Source organism: Shewanella sp. Scap07, assembly GCF_013394145.1.
GTDB lineage: Bacteria > Pseudomonadota > Gammaproteobacteria > Enterobacterales > Shewanellaceae > Shewanella > Shewanella waksmanii.
In genome coordinates this window covers 1,354,739-1,370,437 of the sequence record NZ_CP041329.1, presented here as the reverse complement: position 1 = coordinate 1,370,437, position 15,699 = coordinate 1,354,739, and the positions used below count along the sequence as shown (strand labels likewise).

The 15,699-nt window shown below is 45.6% G+C and carries 18 protein-coding genes; 11 read left to right on the top strand and 7 right to left on the bottom strand.

Annotation, left to right across the window (positions count from 1 at the left end; genetic code table 11):
- Window positions 1–434: 434 nt before the first annotated feature.
- Together FLM48_RS06070 and FLM48_RS06065 are read left to right on the top strand one after the other, a co-directional pair.
- On the top strand, window positions 435–803 hold the full coding sequence (locus FLM48_RS06070; protein ID WP_028772638.1) for a hypothetical protein: 369 nt from the start codon (window positions 435–437) through the stop codon (window positions 801–803).
- A gap of 341 nt (window positions 804–1,144) precedes the next feature.
- A complete protein-coding gene (locus FLM48_RS06065) occupies window positions 1,145–2,446 on the top strand; it encodes an NAD(P)/FAD-dependent oxidoreductase (RefSeq protein WP_218645330.1) in 1,302 nt (433 codons plus the stop codon).
- Window positions 2,447–2,494: 48 nt separating this feature from the next.
- Here FLM48_RS06065 and FLM48_RS06060 read toward each other — a convergent pair whose 3' ends face one another.
- Entirely contained in the window at window positions 2,495–2,863 is a 369-nt protein-coding gene (locus FLM48_RS06060) for an acyl-CoA thioesterase (RefSeq protein WP_028772636.1), read from the bottom strand.
- Window positions 2,864–3,241: 378 nt separating this feature from the next.
- Here FLM48_RS06060 and FLM48_RS06055 point away from each other — a divergent pair, with 378 nt between their 5' ends.
- Genes FLM48_RS06055 through FLM48_RS06045 form a run of 3 tightly spaced genes read left to right on the top strand, consistent with a single transcriptional unit; the run spans window position 3,242 to window position 7,178 of the window.
- Window positions 3,242–4,738, top strand: a complete 1,497-nt coding sequence (locus tag FLM48_RS06055) for an alkaline phosphatase (protein WP_179026284.1) — start codon at window positions 3,242–3,244, stop codon at window positions 4,736–4,738.
- Between the two features lie 14 nt (window positions 4,739–4,752).
- A complete protein-coding gene (locus FLM48_RS06050; RefSeq protein ID WP_179024034.1) occupies window positions 4,753–6,399 on the top strand; it encodes an alkaline phosphatase in 1,647 nt (548 codons plus the stop codon).
- Window positions 6,400–6,458: 59 nt separating this feature from the next.
- Complete coding sequence (locus FLM48_RS06045; protein ID WP_179024033.1) at window positions 6,459–7,178, top strand: hypothetical protein; 720 nt, start codon at window positions 6,459–6,461, stop codon at window positions 7,176–7,178.
- A gap of 61 nt (window positions 7,179–7,239) precedes the next feature.
- On the opposite strand, the gene ltaE is transcribed toward FLM48_RS06045, so the two are convergent.
- Window positions 7,240–8,262: a low-specificity L-threonine aldolase gene (gene ltaE / locus FLM48_RS06040; protein ID WP_179024032.1), complete on the bottom strand. Its 1,023-nt coding sequence runs from the start codon at window positions 8,260–8,262 to the stop codon at window positions 7,240–7,242.
- A gap of 298 nt (window positions 8,263–8,560) precedes the next feature.
- Here ltaE and FLM48_RS06035 point away from each other — a divergent pair, with 298 nt between their 5' ends.
- Window positions 8,561–9,199 (top strand): trimeric intracellular cation channel family protein, encoded by a 639-nt coding sequence (locus tag FLM48_RS06035; protein WP_028772631.1) that lies wholly within the window; start codon window positions 8,561–8,563, stop codon window positions 9,197–9,199.
- 183 nt (window positions 9,200–9,382) lie between these two features.
- On the opposite strand, the gene FLM48_RS06030 is transcribed toward FLM48_RS06035, so the two are convergent.
- The 3 genes from FLM48_RS06030 to FLM48_RS06020 form a co-directional block, all read right to left on the bottom strand.
- On the bottom strand, window positions 9,383–10,207 hold the full coding sequence (locus FLM48_RS06030) for a mechanosensitive ion channel family protein (RefSeq protein ID WP_179024031.1): 825 nt from the start codon (window positions 10,205–10,207) through the stop codon (window positions 9,383–9,385).
- Window positions 10,208–10,238: 31 nt separating this feature from the next.
- Window positions 10,239–10,811, bottom strand: coding sequence for an OmpA family protein (locus FLM48_RS06025; RefSeq protein ID WP_256871064.1), 573 nt, complete (start codon window positions 10,809–10,811; stop codon window positions 10,239–10,241).
- A 218-nt stretch (window positions 10,812–11,029) separates the two neighbouring features.
- A complete protein-coding gene (locus tag FLM48_RS06020) occupies window positions 11,030–11,479 on the bottom strand; it encodes a PACE efflux transporter (protein WP_179024030.1) in 450 nt (149 codons plus the stop codon).
- Window positions 11,480–11,568: 89 nt separating this feature from the next.
- Here FLM48_RS06020 and FLM48_RS06015 point away from each other — a divergent pair, with 89 nt between their 5' ends.
- Window positions 11,569–12,453: a LysR family transcriptional regulator gene (locus FLM48_RS06015; RefSeq protein ID WP_179024029.1), complete on the top strand. Its 885-nt coding sequence runs from the start codon at window positions 11,569–11,571 to the stop codon at window positions 12,451–12,453.
- A 10-nt stretch (window positions 12,454–12,463) separates the two neighbouring features.
- Here FLM48_RS06015 and FLM48_RS06010 read toward each other — a convergent pair whose 3' ends face one another.
- Both FLM48_RS06010 and FLM48_RS06005 read right to left on the bottom strand, forming a co-directional pair.
- Entirely contained in the window at window positions 12,464–12,910 is a 447-nt protein-coding gene (locus FLM48_RS06010) for a DUF924 family protein (RefSeq protein ID WP_179024028.1), read from the bottom strand.
- Window positions 12,911–13,076: 166 nt separating this feature from the next.
- Entirely contained in the window at window positions 13,077–13,637 is a 561-nt protein-coding gene (locus FLM48_RS06005; RefSeq protein ID WP_028772626.1) for a DUF4136 domain-containing protein, read from the bottom strand.
- A 178-nt stretch (window positions 13,638–13,815) separates the two neighbouring features.
- Here FLM48_RS06005 and FLM48_RS06000 point away from each other — a divergent pair, with 178 nt between their 5' ends.
- The 4 genes from FLM48_RS06000 to ruvX all read left to right on the top strand — a co-directional run bounded on the left by FLM48_RS06000 (window position 13,816) and on the right by ruvX (window position 15,661).
- Window positions 13,816–14,130 (top strand): hypothetical protein, encoded by a 315-nt coding sequence (locus FLM48_RS06000; RefSeq protein ID WP_028772625.1) that lies wholly within the window; start codon window positions 13,816–13,818, stop codon window positions 14,128–14,130.
- A 149-nt stretch (window positions 14,131–14,279) separates the two neighbouring features.
- Window positions 14,280–14,609, top strand: a complete 330-nt coding sequence (gene yciH, locus FLM48_RS05995) for a stress response translation initiation inhibitor YciH (protein ID WP_179024027.1) — start codon at window positions 14,280–14,282, stop codon at window positions 14,607–14,609.
- Between the two features lie 19 nt (window positions 14,610–14,628).
- Window positions 14,629–15,189, top strand: coding sequence for a YqgE/AlgH family protein (locus FLM48_RS05990; RefSeq protein ID WP_028772623.1), 561 nt, complete (start codon window positions 14,629–14,631; stop codon window positions 15,187–15,189).
- A 52-nt stretch (window positions 15,190–15,241) separates the two neighbouring features.
- A complete protein-coding gene (gene ruvX / locus FLM48_RS05985; protein WP_179024026.1) occupies window positions 15,242–15,661 on the top strand; it encodes a Holliday junction resolvase RuvX in 420 nt (139 codons plus the stop codon).
- Window positions 15,662–15,699: the final 38 nt, after the last annotated feature.

Genomic DNA, 15,699 nt, shown 5'->3' with positions numbered 1-15,699 from the left:
GAGTATAAGACGATAGTCAGACCAATAAAACTTTTTTACATTTTTTTTTCATGGTGGTAACGCGATTAAAGTAAGCCCTGCAGGAGGTATAGCGCTAGAGCAATATTCCCGCTCGGTTAATTGCACCCACCCACAGCCGAAAGCTTGCCGTGGTAGCCAGGATGAACGCCAATGGGCTATTGGATGAAGGCTTTGGATAGGGGGTTACGTTTTAGCTGATGCTTTATTAACCATTAACGATGCGATTAAAAATAGATTAGTACAAATGCGATCTAGCACAAAGTTATCTACGCTTTAAGCATGCTAAAACAAGTTCATAGCAACGAAGCTTTAACTTTGGATTTAAGATAGTTAAGTAAATACGAATAAAAGTTGACCGAATAGAAATACGGTGCCTATGATGGCATTAGTATCAACATACAGGTAGGTAATTTATGACAGCAATCTCTCATGTCTACAACTATACAGTTCGATGCCCACACGTTAAGGATCCCGCCCACCCCACCACTTGGCAAAATCACATTGAGTTCAACCAATCCTGTGAAATCGGTTTAAATCGCGTCACCAAGTGGCATGGCCGTTCTGGGCACCGAGTATTTGACATTCAAGGTTTTGTCGTGAGAGAAGCCGATACCGAGAGTGCATATTTTAGTATGAACAACGTCCGTATCAAAAATGATGGCCATGTGCTTGTCACCTTTAAGATTTTTATGGATGACGATACGAAAGACACCTCAGTACAAGAAATTATGCAGCATCTGATCAGCGATCTTAACGAGCGTATCGGTAAGATTAACGAGTAATTTGCCGTTGCGAGAGTAACCTCCAAAAGGAGGTTGCTCACAGTTTTTAAAACTAAGCTGGTGCGAGATCACATATTCGACAGGTCTACATCGCCAGATTTCTTTGTTTTAAATTGCAAAATCAAAAAATAAAAACATTAATAATCAAGCCACTACTATAAAACACATCCTGTTTACGCCTTTTAATCACGATATCCCCCTCAATTGCTGAAATTAGACACTACTGATACAATTTTGCGCAGTTGATTTTCGTCAGCAACCATATTAGCTGCGGCAAAATCACGGTTAACCTCTAAACTAAATATTTATCTCACTCCTCTATCGATAGGAACACGCAGTCCATGCAGGAAATGATCAATGTAGTCATCGTTGGTGGTGGCGCAGGTGGAATGGAAATCGCCACCAAACTAGGACATAAACTCGGCAAAAAGAACAAAGCTCGGGTCACCCTTATCGATTGTGCTGAAAGCCATGTTTGGAAACCTTTGCTCCACGAGGTTGCCACCGGTGCACTTGATATCGGAATTGATGCTATCAGTTATCGTGGTCACGCTGCCGCTCACGGCTATCACTTCCAGCAAGGAGCAATGACAGATATTGACCGCGAGAATAAGCAGGTCATTTTAGCGCCGATTCTCGATGAGGATGGTGAAGAACTGCTACCAGCGCGCCGAATTGATTACACCTATTTAGTGATTGCTATTGGTAGTATTGCCAATGACTTTAATATTGAAGGCGTGCGTGATCATTGTGTATTCCTCGACAGCACTGAACAAGCTATGGAAATTCGCACCATGCTGCTAAATAAGTTCATGCGCTACGCCAGTCACCACCAGTTGGACGAAAAGATCAAAATTGCTGTTGTTGGCGCTGGAGCGACTGGGGTTGAGATGTCTGCAGAGATGCACCATGCCGTCGACCAGCTGCGTGGCTTTGGGTATAAAATAGATACGAGTTTGCTCGAAGTTACCCTGATTGAAGCAGATCAACGTATTCTACCTAAGGTAGAAAAAACCGAAATCTCTGACTCTGTTGCCAAAGAACTGACCGCCATTGGCGTTAACGTGCGCACCAATACCCGTATTGATGCCGTGACGCCTGAAGGTCTGCATACCACCACTGAAGAGTTTATCCCTGCAGATATGGTGATTTGGTCTACTGGGGTAAAAGCGCCAGATTTTCTCAATGAGATCGGTGGACTAGAGAGTAACCATATTAATCAGGTAATGGTTAAGCAGAATATGCAAACCACTCGCGATAGCCATATTTTTGCGATTGGTGACTGTGCAGCTTGCCCCCAAGAGGATGGTTCTTGGGTGCCACCACGTGGTCAATCAGCTCGACAAATGGCGTTAATGACAGCAGACAATATCCGCCTGATGATTGATGGTCAGCAACCAAAACACAACTATGTTTACAAAGACCTAGGTTCTTTGGTGAACTTGTCAAAATTCCATACTGTCGGTAACTTGATGTCCTTCATGGGCGGCGGGGTCTTAGTCGAAGGCAAGATTGCTCGCTTTGTCTATACCTCATTATACCGACGCCATTTAATTGAGTTACATGGCGTATTCAAAGGCACACTGCTGATGTTTGCCAAGGGGATTAGCCGCATTATTCACCCGCATTTAAAGCTGCACTAATCATAAAAAGGGCTTCAATATGAAGCCCTTTTTAGTTTTTACATGCCTTCACGCAACATTCGCTCTTAAGCCGTGCGGCTTAGGTAAGCCCCGCTCATCAACGCAAACAAACACCATTTTATCAATGACTACCACTGGCATATGAGTCATTTTATTGCGCACTTCACAGCGTACAGTAATTGATGAACTACCTGCACTAACAAGCTCTAAGCCAAACTCCAACACATCGCCCTGTCTAGCAGGCGTCATAAAGTTAATCTCAGAGATAAGCTTAGTGACAATACTATTGCTACTGGTTTGGCAAGCCGCAAAAATCGCTGCTTCTTCATCTATCCAGCTCAGCAGCTGACCACCAAATAGCGCGTTGGCAGGGTTAAGGTGTTCCGGTTTGATAAAACGGCGGCTGTAGTACTTCATAATAACGACTCCAATCAAATTAAATACCTATTTAGAGGTATGCAAAATAATGACCAGTTTTTACGATTCTTTGTAATGTCAGTAACCACGCTCACTCCTCTGCCGTTGATAAATGATTGCCCCATTAAACCTGCACAGTTAACGCCCATTGAAGCCCCATTGCGGTGCACTTTAATCACCTCCAACCAAAGCCACATCTCGCTAAACCTCTGATTACAATCAAAAATGATACAGGGTAACATTTTGCAACAGCTATTAAATAAGTCACAAAACCGACACAACAACAGCACACATCTGTCACAAACTTTGCCGACAATCGGTGCGTTTTAGTGAATTAACTCTAGATATTCCTCAATCGACCTAAGGGTGATCATAGTGATAAACCATAAAAAAATAGCTGCATTGTTCACATGTAGCTTGGTAAGTGCAGGTATCAATGCTGCAGTACTACCAACAGTACAAACTGACAGTGATTGGTATAAAAATGGCGCACAACGTGTTGCTGATAAAACTCAAATCACAACCAAACAACAAGCGAAGAATGTCATTTTGTTTGTCGGTGATGGCATGGGTATCTCTACCCTTACCGCGGCTCGTATCTACGCAGGTCAGCAGTTAGAAGGTAACCAAGGTGGTGAAGAGCACTTCTTGAGCTTCGAACACTTTGATAATACCGCCTTAGTTAAAACCTATAATACCAACCAGCAAACCCCTGACAGCGCCGGTACCATGACCGCGATGGTCACAGGTGTAAAATCTAAAGCTGGGGTTCTATCGGTTTCTGATACCAGCTTGCGCGGCAACTGTTTATCATCTCAAGGCAACGAACTGACAACTTTGGTGGATTTAGCTAATGCTAAAGGCCTGTCAACGGGTGTGGTTTCTACCGCAAGAATCACTCACGCAACGCCAGCAGCCACTTATGCCCGCAGCCCAGAGCGTAACTGGGAAGCGGATAGCAACTTAACAGATGAAGCGATGAGCAACGGTTGTAGTGATATCGCTAAACAGCTGGTCATGCGTGACAAAGATAACGCCTTGACTGTCGCACTTGGTGGCGGCCGTCGTAACTTCATCCCTAGCGATGTCACCGATGGTGAAAATCAATCGGGTCGTCGAGATGATGGCATCGACCTAACTCAAGCTTGGATAGAGAATTTTGATAATGCCGCATACGTGTGGAACAAAACTGATTTTGACGCCATTGATGTTGATAGTACCGACCACCTCCTTGGTCTATTCAATTCATCTCATATGGAATATGAAGCCGACCGTGCAGATGATGTCGGTGGCGAACCTTCGCTAACTGAGATGACGGCAAAAGCGATTGAAATGCTGAGTAAAAATGATCAAGGCTACTTATTGATTGTTGAATCTGGCCGTATCGATCATGCCCACCATGGTGGCAATGCGAAACGCGCACTAATTGACACGGTTGAGTTTTCCAACGCCGTCAGCGCTGCTGTCACGGCCACCAGTGATGATGACACACTCATCATGGTAACAGCTGATCACAGCCACGTGTTTACTATCGCGGGCTACCCAAAACGCGGCAACCCAATATTAGGGTTAGTCCATGGTGTTGATGGTTCATTATCAACCGCCTCTGACGGTCTACCCTACACAACACTAGGTTATACCAATGGTCCTGGCGCCGTGGTCGGCAGCCGTGATGATTTAAGCAGCGTCGATACCGAAGCGACCGACTTTCAGCAGCAAGCACTTATTGCCACCAGCAGTGAAACCCATGCCGGTGAAGATATCAGCTTACACGCAACAGGCCCCGGTGCACATCTAGCTCAAGGTGTCATGGAGCAGAACGTTATCTTCCATATCATCAACCAAGCACAAATGCTTGGCGGCACTAAGTACTAATTGGAGTGAACAACATGAAAAAGCATTTACTTGTACTGTCCCTTGCCGCAGCACTAGGCCTAGGATTATCAGCCTGTGGCAGTGATGGTGACAACGGCGCCGCTGGCGCTTCTGGCAGCAATGGCACTAACGGAACCGATGGCAGCAATGGCTCCAACGGCACAGATTGGACAAATGTGAACAGTTGGTACATTGACGGCCAAAACCGAGTCGCGCGTGCAGACACAATGGCAACCGACAATAACGCCGGTGCCGCCAAAAATGTCATTTTGTTTGTGGGTGATGGCATGGGCGTGTCGACAGTGACTGCCGCGCGTATACTCGATGGTCAAATGAAAGGTCAAATGGGTGAAGAGAACTCACTGTCATTTGAAACTCTACCCTATGCAGGCTTAGCCAAAACTTATAACGTTGACGGCCAAACACCGGACTCTGCTGGAACCATGACCGCAATGGTCACTGGAGTAAAAACCGATGTGGGTGTGCTATCTCAAGCTGAAGGGGTCACACGCGGCAACTGCGCATCAACCTCAGGGCAGAATCTCGTCACTTCTTTAGAGTTAGCTTTAATGGCTGGCTTAGCCACTGGCGTAGTATCAACCGCACGCGTGACCCACGCAACTCCGGCGGCAACTTATGCACACGCGCCAGAGCGTAACTGGGAAAATGATAGCGATCTACCAGAGGAAGCCGTGAGCAATGGCTGTACTGATATTGCCTCTCAACTGCTTGCATACGATCATGGCAGCGGTATCAATGTTGTTTTGGGCGGCGGACGCCGTAACTTCATTCCCAATACCATGACCGATCCAGAAGGTAGCACTGGTCGCCGCAGCGACGGTCGTGATCTAACTGCTGAATGGACCGCAAAATATGTTAATTCGGCCTATACCCAGGACCGCGATCAACTGCTAGCAGTGGACGCCAGCACTACTGACCACCTTCTAGGCCTGTTTAATTCATCACACATGGATTATGACTATGACCGCACGGAAGATGGCGTAAACGGTGAACCGTCATTGGCAGAAATGACGGCAAAAAGTATCGACATTTTGCAAAAAAATGACAAAGGGTTTGTGTTGATTATTGAAGCGGGTCGTATTGATCACGCCCATCACGCGGGTAATGCCGCACGGGCATTACATGACACCATTGCATTGTCAGAAGCAGTGCGCGTTGCCATGGAAAAAACCTCTAGCAGCGACACATTGCTGATGGTAACGGCAGACCACAGTCATGTATTTACCATTGCGGGCTACCCAACGCGCGGCAACCCAATCCTTGGCCTCGTTAAAGGTAATGACGCAAATGGCGCCCCTTCAGTGTTAAATGCCACTGACAACAATGGCCTGCCTTACACTACAGTGGGCTATACCAACGGCCGTGGATTCGCCAACCTAGAGACCGGCGGCGATGAACGTTATGGCTATGATGTTGCAGCAGGTCGTATGGATCTTAACTATGTAGACACTCAAAGCGCAGGCTTCCACCAAGAAGCTTTAGTGCCGCTATCAAGTGAGACTCACGCAGGTGAAGATGTGGCAATTTTTGCTAGCGGCCCAGGGGCACATTTACTCCAAGGTACCGTTGAACAAAATCACATTTTCCACGTGATGAATCACGCAACTAACCTTGTTACTCAAGCTCAAGCAGCCCAATAAATTTGGTTGCAGCCGAGCCACCTATGGTGGCTCGGCTAACTTAATACTAGGAATTCACCATGCGTTATATCTTGATTTTGGCAGCAACACTACTTTGCCATACCGCCAGTGCTCATTCGTCCTCGACAGCAACCTGCCCGACACAGGCTAATTCGCAAGCCTACCAAGCCACGTACCAAGTACAGCGCTCAGACGGCGGTGAGCATCAACTTATACTGACACGTTTCAACGACACAATTCGCTATCAAAGTCATGATTCGGTATTTGAACAGTGGAACCTTCAGGGTGAATTTAGCCGCTATTTTGCCAATCATATGCGCTCAGTCACCTACACTCGTGGCGATCTCAAATCACTGCATCGTGTGCCCAACATAGCGCAAAAGTTTCATTTAATCGCACCTGATATGCTGGCCCAATTCAGTAAAGGCAGTGAACACAATCAAGGATGCTTTACCGTGACTGATTACCATAGTACAGAGCCGCAGGAAGTTAAGCTGCAGTGGATAGCACAGTTGCAACTGCCCTACTCTCTCAACTATCAAAATGCGGCTCATCAGGTGCGCTTTACGTTAGCTAACGTTACGCCAATCACAGCAGCTGATTTTAATGCTATCGCCACAGGTTACCGAGATATCGACTTTGCGGATATTGGCGACAATGAATCCGACCCTTTCATCGCAAAAATGATCAATCAGGGCTTTATTGAGCATGGTAGCTCAGGGTTTTATCGCAGCAATGGCCAAAGCCTAGGTGGCAGTAGCCACCACCACAGTCACTAGTTGTCTAAGTGCAAAAGTTACCGCACGATTTCACGCATCGGGTAACGCTGTCTATACAGCGCTACCCACGGTGCAAGCTTAAGTATTGTTTTAGCTGATGAATAAACGTTGCAACATCAGCGCGGCTAATATCGGCATGGGTCACCAATCTTAAGGTTCTACCTGGGCTGATTAAAATACCTTGCTGCTTTAGATGTGTTGCTAACTGATGCACATCAAGGTGCTCAGCCACACGGGCAAATAACATATTGGTTTGCACGCTGGGCACATCAACATCAAACTCTGATAATGCCGCCAGCTCATTGGCTAATACCTGTGCATTGTGATGGTCTTCAGCCAAACGTTCGACTTCAGTGGTGATTGCAAGTTCAGCAGCAGCCGCGAGAATACCGGCTTGACGCATGCCACCACCGAGCATTTTTCGCCAGCGACGCGCTTTAGCGATTAAACGCTCATCACCCAGTAAGATAGAGCCGATTGGCGCGCGTAACCCTTTAGATAAGCAGATTGAGACTGAGTCAAAGTGTTGGGTTATATCGCTAATATCAACCCCTTGGGCCACCGCAGCATTAGCAACACGTGCGCCATCGAGATGGATTTTCAAACCATGGTTAAACGCCAACGACTGAGCTTGTGCCAAATATTCCATAGGTAGCACTTTGCCGCCAATGGTATTTTCTAAACTCAGCAATCGAGTGCGGGCAAAATGAATATCATCGGGCTTAATCGCAGCTTTAATATCAGCTAAGGCAATGGTGCCATCAGCTTGATTTGATAATGGCTGTGGTTGAATACTCCCCAATACTGCCGCGCCGCCGCCTTCAAACTTATAGTTGTGGGCATCCTGGCCACAAATGTACTCATCGCCTCGCTCGCAGTGCGCCATTAAGGCGAGTAAATTGGCTTGTGTGCCCGATGAAGTAAACAAAGCTCGATCAAAACCAAATCGCTCTGCAACTTGATCTTCCAGACGGTTAACCGTTGGGTCATCACCATAAACATCATCACCTACACTAGCTTTGTGCATCGCATCTCGCATCGCCTGAGTCGGCTGCGTCACGGTATCACTGCGAAAATCTATCATTCCACCCTCTACTAGGTACCACAAAGTAAAAAAAGCATACTACTCCGAGTTAAGCCAACTCTCTAGTGACCGACTGCAAGTTTTCCCGCTCCGCTGCTCCGCTTTATATTCATCTTGAAAGTTAAGCATCAAATTTGCTCACACAACAACTCAGTTTTAGTTGGCTAATTGTTCTATTAGTTAGGCTAAGCCGAGCATATATTGGATTAGAAAATATAATGCAAAATAGAATAAAAACACTAGTCAGAAACCATAGCAATGAGGCAGAATCTGCAGCCGCATATTGGTGAGCAGTAATATCATGGAACTAAAATTTATCAGCCTGCTTTGGCTTATCGGCATTATTGCCGAAGCGATGACCGGCGCGCTCAGCGCAGGTAGACGCCAAATGGATCTATTTGGTGTTGTCATTATTGGCTGCGCAACAGCAATTGGCGGCGGTACCTTACGCGACATGTTGCTTGGGCACTACCCCATCATTTGGATAGAGAACCCACACTATTTACTTGCCATTGCTTTTGCATCATTGCTAACCGTACTGATTGCCCCGGTAATGCGCTACCTATCTAAACTGTTTTTAACGATTGACGCATTGGGCTTGGCAGTGTTTTCGATTGTTGGCGCGCAAAAGACCTTACAGCTGGGATATAGCCCGGTTGTCGCCATCGTAATGGGGTTGGTGACGGGTGTTTTTGGCGGGATCATACGAGACATTTTATGTAACCAAGTGCCGTTAGTGTTCAAAAAAGAACTCTATGCTTTGGTGGCTCTCAGTACGGCAAGTTTATACGTGACTATGAAGTTTTTTGGTGTGACCGAGTGGATAAACTTAGCTGTGAGCTTAAGTTTTGGATTTGGTTTTAGAATGATAGCGCTGCACTATCGCTGGTCTATTCCACAGTTTAATTATCAGCAAGAAGATCAGCACAGCCACTAGGTGTAAGCCACTAAATATAAGTCACTAAATATAAGTCATTAAATATTAGCCACTAAATGTAAGCCATTAAGTGCAAGCCACTAGGTGTAAGCCAGTCGCGGCTAGCTCATTAGCTCGGTCAATCGCAACTCAATAGATACAAAAAAGGTCGACATCACGTCGACCTTTTTTAACCTTATAGGCTTATGCCGCAGGCGTTTCTTTTACGTGCAGATCAAGCTGAGGATATGGGATACCGATACCCGCTTCATCTAAAGCTAATTTTATTTGCTCTAAAATTTCAAAATAGGCTGGCCAATAATCGCTACCATTAACCCATGGACGGACAACAAAATTAACTGACGAGTCCGCAAGTTCTGACAACGCAATGGTATAGGCAGGATCTTTCAATACATAGGCATTTTTCTCAATCACCGCTGTTAGCACTTGCTTGGTCTGTGCAAGATCGGCATCGTATGACACACCAATTACAAAATCGATACGGCGCTTATCCATCGTTGAATAATTGATAATAGTGCCATCCATCACTGATGAGTTAGGCGCAATGATCACTTTATTGTCTGGCGTAAGTAGCTTGGTTGAGAAAATGGTGATTTCATTGACGGTACCGGCTACACCAGCCGCCTCAACATAATCCCCCACACGGCATGGACGAAAGATAATCATCAACACACCAGAGGCAAAGTTCGACAAACTCCCCTGCAGCGCTAAACCAACCGCAAGGCCCGCAGCACCGAGAACAGCAACCAAGGATGCTGTTTGAATACCAATCTGCCCAAGTGTCGCTATCACAGTAAATACAAACACAACCGCCCATGCCATGTTGGCAATGAACGACACGACTGTCGGCTCAAGCTTACGCTTGTTCATTAACTTGGTAGAAACCTTCTTGGCCACATTGGCGAGGTATTTACCAACTAGGAAAATGACCAGAGCAAACAAGACTTTCAACCCGTAGGCCACAATCAAATCAGGCGCTTGCTCAAGTAAACTTTCAATATTATCCATTTATTACTCCCTTAAAATACTCGATTAAAATCTATTTTGTCTCTACTACAAATTCCACTCGACGATTCAAGCTTCGCCCGAGCTCGGTATCATTGCTGGCAACAGGATGTTCAGTTCCCATCCCATCTATGGTTAGCCTTGCTGGGTCGTGCCCAAAATCCTCAACCAATACGGCTTTTATGTTGGCTGCGCGCTGCTTTGACAAACTCAGATTAAACTGTGACTCACCTACATTATCGGTATAGCCAATAAGCGCTAATGACACATCATGCTGCTGTAGAAACCGATTGACGAGTGCAAGCTTTGTCCATTGCGACATCGCCACATCAGCTTTAGCAAACGCAAACTGGATTGATAATGCCGTCATTTGTTGGCATGTCTTGGGAAATAAATCACCAGCACGGGTTTTTAAACATAGTGCTTGTTGCGACTCCCGCTTGCATCCTGCAGCATCGACAACAACACCGGCCGGCGTGCCAGGGCAGGCGTCTTTGGCATCTGGCACCCCATCGCCATCACTATCTTGCCAAGCAAATGTAAGCGGAATGTAGCACAGCATTGTTACAGCAAAAACTACCACAGCAGGCGTTTTCATATCATCCATTTTCCGTCTAAGGCATTAATACCTAAGCCTTATATAGACTAAAGCGCGTCAATAAACAATTTCAGAGGGATTTAAAGTGCGCACTTAGCCTGTAATTATGCATTGTCATACAGCCAAAAACACAACAAACCGCCAACATTATTCACATTGGCGGCATTTTATCCTCATTCTTAACTATTCTCAAAGACTAAATAGCAAATTAGCATCGCTGGTTGATATTAGTGGCCAGATTTATGACTCACTGTAGCAATTTTAGCTATTGCAGCCGTATTAGGCGCAGTTATACGGTCATAAATTCCATTAAAAATCATCGCATAAAAGAAGAAAAATACTAAAAATGCAGCTTCGAGCATCAACGCCGACAGCATAGAAATCCCGAGGAACCAAGCAACCGCCGGCAGGGTCACCACAATAATGCCAAGCTCAAAACCGGCAGTGTGTATCAAACGGGTCGCCAGTGTTCTGCTAGCACGTTGCTCGCCAAAGTAGCGATCAAAAATGATGTTGTAGAAATAGTTCCAGACCACAGCATAAATGCTCAGGCCTACAGCAACCACCAGCATGTCACCCGCTTCTTTTTGTGCGAAAAACGTTGCCAAAGGCACAACAATAATCAATGCGAAAAATTCAAATAGCAGCGCATGTGTCAGTCTCTGTTTATTGTTCATGGGTTATTCCTAGGTTTGCATTTGTTGTTGCAGCTATTATCATTCACAAATAAGATGAATAAAAACTAGATACCATCAGGTTTAGTGATATGTTTACCATTGAACAACTCAGTGCGTTTGTCGCAACCGTTGAGGCTGGATCCTTTTCTGCAGCAGCGAGAAAGCTAGGCAAAGTACAATCGGCGATAAGCCAAAATATCATCACATTAGAGATAGATACTAACCAACAGCTGTTTGATCGAAGTGGCCGTTACCCGGTACTCACCCACGCAGGCAAAGCGCTGCTGCCACAAGCTAAGGCGGTAATAGCGCAACATCGTCGTTTAACTCAGCAATTGCACAGTTTGGACGCTGCTCAACCACAAACATTGACCTTAGCTCTGGATGAAGGCGTACCTTATGCCGAACTGGCGCAGTACTTGAACGCTTTCGCACAAGCATGGCCTACCATCGAATTGGAGTTTCTCAATGCATCGAGCCATGACATTATTCAATTGGTTCGCCAACAACGTGCTGATGTAGGGCTGGTTGTGAGTGAATTGACTTACCCAGAGCTCATTGAATTTGAGTCAATAGGCACCATAGAATTTGACTTGATGGTGGCGATTAACCATCCACTTGCAAAGGGTGATTTTGCCCATCTCGACCAACTGAAGTTATTTAGACAAGTGGTGATTGGCGCTCGCGACCGTAACCCAAGTCAGTACAACCTTCAGCATTCGCCCGATGTGTGGTTTGCCGACAACTACTATATGCTGGCAGAACTGATAAAAGGCGGGTTCGGTTGGGGGATTGTACCCAAACATATTATGCAAGAAGCGCTTAAGGCTAAACAGGTTTGCTCGCTCCCCGCCAGCTTTCAGCGACTAGATTGGACAGCGAATATTGATGTAATTCAACATATTGGTTCTGGCAACGCAGCTTGTAATGAACTGCGCCGCCAACTACGTTTGATGATGCAAACTAGCCAGTAAACGGTTAGCTTCAGCTGACCGAAGCTTGTTGGTACCAATTAGACCATGCGGGACGCACTGCGTGCTCAACCTGAAACTGCATCCCATCGAGCAACTTAATTAATAGCGCGCGGTCTTCGGCACGTGTTGAATAAAAAAGTGGGTCGTAAAAACAGCGCCGTTGAATTGGGTTTAACTGAGTATCAAAACCGCGATCTACCCCACTGACGCACAATTTATGGGCTCGACTTTGTAAGTGGTGTGACTGCTCATCATTTAGAATATGTGCCACTGGGCCCATCAGTAAAATTAGTGATAAGCGACCGGGCGGAGAATTTTGCCAACTGTCCAACTCGCCAGCCTTGAGCTGGTTTAACAACTGCTGCCAGTGAGTTTGGGTCGCCTCACTGAGTTCACTAACCTCGACACCTTCACCTTTTTGATAATGATGAAACCACTGCTGTAAGAAACCTTCCACGTTTGCCTCAATCTACCGCTTATATGACTAGAGTGGCAGCATAGCATTGGCAGTAAAAACAGATATCTTGGACTTTGGTCTAATTGGTTTGTGGATCACAAAATCGCTGGGAATGGAAAACAAAAAGAGCGGCCTAAGCCGCTCTTAAATAACAATAACTTGCTATCTATTTAGTGCCAGGCATTGGCGGATAGTTAAGCATCATTTCACCGATAGCTTTGTTGATCACTTCAACACGCTCTTCAGGGGTATTCTTGTCACGAATGGTATCAGCCACTGAGCCACGCCAGATAAGTTTGCCTGTTTCACGATTAACCATATCTAGAATCAGTGTACCCACTTCATACTCACGGACTGTCGTTTGAGTATGCATGTTGCCACCATAACCCCAACCTGGGCCATAGTATGGATTGTAGCCAAAGCTAGTATTAAAGGTATCTACATTGATTTTTTTATCGACCTTGGTTAAGTAATTAACCAAAATGTCGGCGGTTGCGGCATCAGATTTACTGATCCCTTTGAGCTGCATATTGCTATCAACAGCCGCGCGGACACGTTGGTCCATCAAACCATCTAAATGGTAGGTGGCGTCTTTACTTTTTTGTTCAACCCAAGCATAGGTCTTAATGTCTGCAAAGTTAGCTTGAGGATCATAATCCGAGCTGGTCTTTAACGAACTACAAGCCGTCAGCGCTAATGCTGCCGCCAACACGATTAACTTTTTCATACTTTCACTCCTATTAATCCCTAACTTAGGTCTGACACCTAATTCATAAAAAAGAGCTTACAGAGCAATTTTATGATCTACAACTCTATTTTAGAACTATATCACTTTTATTCAGCTTGACTTCAGCAAAGATGTAAATGATAATGATTATCAGTTAGTTTATTTATAGAGAATTATCATGACTTGGTTCATTGCAGCTTTTACCATCGCGACCGCTATATTCCTATTTGGGCCTAAAGAAGTCAGCGATCAACAGACGCAAAAACACAGTGAGCTACCCAAACAGCTGTCACTATTATTGCTGCCGGTCATTATGCTTGCTTGGTTTGCAGTGACTCAGCTAAACAGTCAAACCTCAATGTTTGATATTGTTGCACTTGGATTTGTACTTTCTGCTTGCAGTATTGCATTGCCTACTTTGCGCCGTTTCATCCTCCCCTGCGCAGGATTAACCAGTGTGGCACTAATCGCTGCTTTACTCGTTAACCTCTAAGCTAACGCTAGTTTCGCAAACCGATCTCCCTGCAAATTGATCGATACGCCATTAAGACCACCCAAGGTGGTCTTTTTTTTGCCCTTTCTCCCATAGTGTCACTGAGTTTGTTAAACTTGAAATAACTCAATACCACAAGTGTGTAAATAATGAGAATTGATCCGAATATTTCCCTGGTCTATAGCACAGACGGTGGAAAAATTGCTCCCGAGAAAACCCAGAAATCAGCACCGAAAGGAGACGGTATTATCCGTATCCACAAAGATAGCAAAGGCCGTAAAGGTAAAGGTGTATCTGTGATTAAAGGTTTGGAGCTAGACGAAAAAGCCCTCAAGGCGTTAGCGCAGAAGCTAAAGAAGCAATGTGGCTGCGGTGGCACGGTTAAAGATTTTAATATTGAAGTGCAAACCGACAATCGCGAGCAGCTCAAAGTCTTACTAGAAAAGCTCAACTATACGGTAAAACTGGCTGGAGGCTAATCCTTTGACAGCGCCTAAAATGACAAGTTTGCAGAATCACCTACTGATTGCAATGCCATCACTGCAAGACACTTTTTTTGAGCGTTCAGTAATTTATATTTGCGAACACGATGAAAAAGGTGCGATGGGGTTAATGATAAATCGCCCTATTGGCGTTGAGGTGGAAGAACTCCTCAAGCAGATGGAACTTGATGATAGTGCTGATATGCAGCCGTCTTTATCAACTAAGGTGTTGGTTGGCGGTCCGGTTAACCCTGAACGTGGCTTTGTATTACATACGCCGCAACCTCATTGGAGTAACAGCGAACAGCTTAGCGATGAAGTCATGCTTACCACCTCTCGGGACGTGCTTGCCGCGCTCGGAAAAGACAGATCACCGCAGCATTATATTGTCGCCTTAGGTTATGCAGGTTGGGGCCGAGACCAGTTAGAGCAAGAGCTTGCCGACAATTCTTGGTTATCAATTCCCGCCAGCGCCGATATTCTTTATAGCATTGCCCACGACGAACGTTGGCAACAAGCCACCCAATCGCTAGGGTTCGATGTTTGGCAACTATCACATCAATCAGGCCGAGCCTAGCTGCGGCCTCAACCCGTTTTATTGAACGCATAATAGCCATTAGGATTTACACATGGGTACCCAATCAGTACTGGGCTTTGATTTTGGCACTAAGAGTATTGGTGTTGCTATTGGCCAGGCGATTACCGCCAGTGCCAGACCTCTCACCTCGCTTAAGGCAAATGATGGCATCCCAAAATGGGAGGAGATCGCTGCACTTATTGAAGAGTGGCAGCCAGATATAGTCGTGGTCGGCCTGCCGCTTAATATGGACGGTACTGAGCAAGAGATGACCCAGCGAGCCCGTAAGTTCGCTAATCGTATTAATGGTCGCTTTGGCATCAAAATAGCCACCCAAGATGAGCGCCTAACGACCGCAGATGCGAAAGCTAGGTTGTTTGAATTTGGTGGCTACAAAGCACTGACCAAGGGCCAAGTCGACTCTATGTCTGCAGTATTAATCATTGAAAGCTATTTTGAAAACCAATACTAATTGCCGTCGCTAAAACATAAAAAAGCAGCCAAATGGCT

Bases quoted from the DNA above. Each gene is read 5' to 3' on its own strand.
- FLM48_RS06065 (WP_218645330.1), top strand. From the start codon at position 1,145: ATGCAGGAAATGATCAATGTAGTCATCGTTGGTGGTGGCGCAGGTGGA.
- FLM48_RS06030 (WP_179024031.1), bottom strand. From the start codon at position 10,207: ATGGATAATATTGAAAGTTTACTTGAGCAAGCGCCTGATTTGATTGTG.
- FLM48_RS06060 (WP_028772636.1), bottom strand. From the start codon at position 2,863: ATGAAGTACTACAGCCGCCGTTTTATCAAACCGGAACACCTTAACCCT.
- yciH (WP_179024027.1), top strand. From the start codon at position 14,280: ATGAGAATTGATCCGAATATTTCCCTGGTCTATAGCACAGACGGTGGA.
- FLM48_RS06025 (WP_256871064.1), bottom strand. From the start codon at position 10,811: ATGGATGATATGAAAACGCCTGCTGTGGTAGTTTTTGCTGTAACAATG.
- FLM48_RS06015 (WP_179024029.1), top strand. From the start codon at position 11,569: ATGTTTACCATTGAACAACTCAGTGCGTTTGTCGCAACCGTTGAGGCT.
- ltaE (WP_179024032.1), bottom strand. From the start codon at position 8,262: ATGATAGATTTTCGCAGTGATACCGTGACGCAGCCGACTCAGGCGATG.
- FLM48_RS06020 (WP_179024030.1), bottom strand. From the start codon at position 11,479: ATGAACAATAAACAGAGACTGACACATGCGCTGCTATTTGAATTTTTC.
- FLM48_RS06005 (WP_028772626.1), bottom strand. From the start codon at position 13,637: ATGAAAAAGTTAATCGTGTTGGCGGCAGCATTAGCGCTGACGGCTTGT.
- FLM48_RS06000 (WP_028772625.1), top strand. From the start codon at position 13,816: ATGACTTGGTTCATTGCAGCTTTTACCATCGCGACCGCTATATTCCTA.
- ruvX (WP_179024026.1), top strand. From the start codon at position 15,242: ATGGGTACCCAATCAGTACTGGGCTTTGATTTTGGCACTAAGAGTATT.
- FLM48_RS05990 (WP_028772623.1), top strand. From the start codon at position 14,629: ATGACAAGTTTGCAGAATCACCTACTGATTGCAATGCCATCACTGCAA.
- FLM48_RS06070 (WP_028772638.1), top strand. From the start codon at position 435: ATGACAGCAATCTCTCATGTCTACAACTATACAGTTCGATGCCCACAC.
- FLM48_RS06045 (WP_179024033.1), top strand. From the start codon at position 6,459: ATGCGTTATATCTTGATTTTGGCAGCAACACTACTTTGCCATACCGCC.
- FLM48_RS06050 (WP_179024034.1), top strand. From the start codon at position 4,753: ATGAAAAAGCATTTACTTGTACTGTCCCTTGCCGCAGCACTAGGCCTA.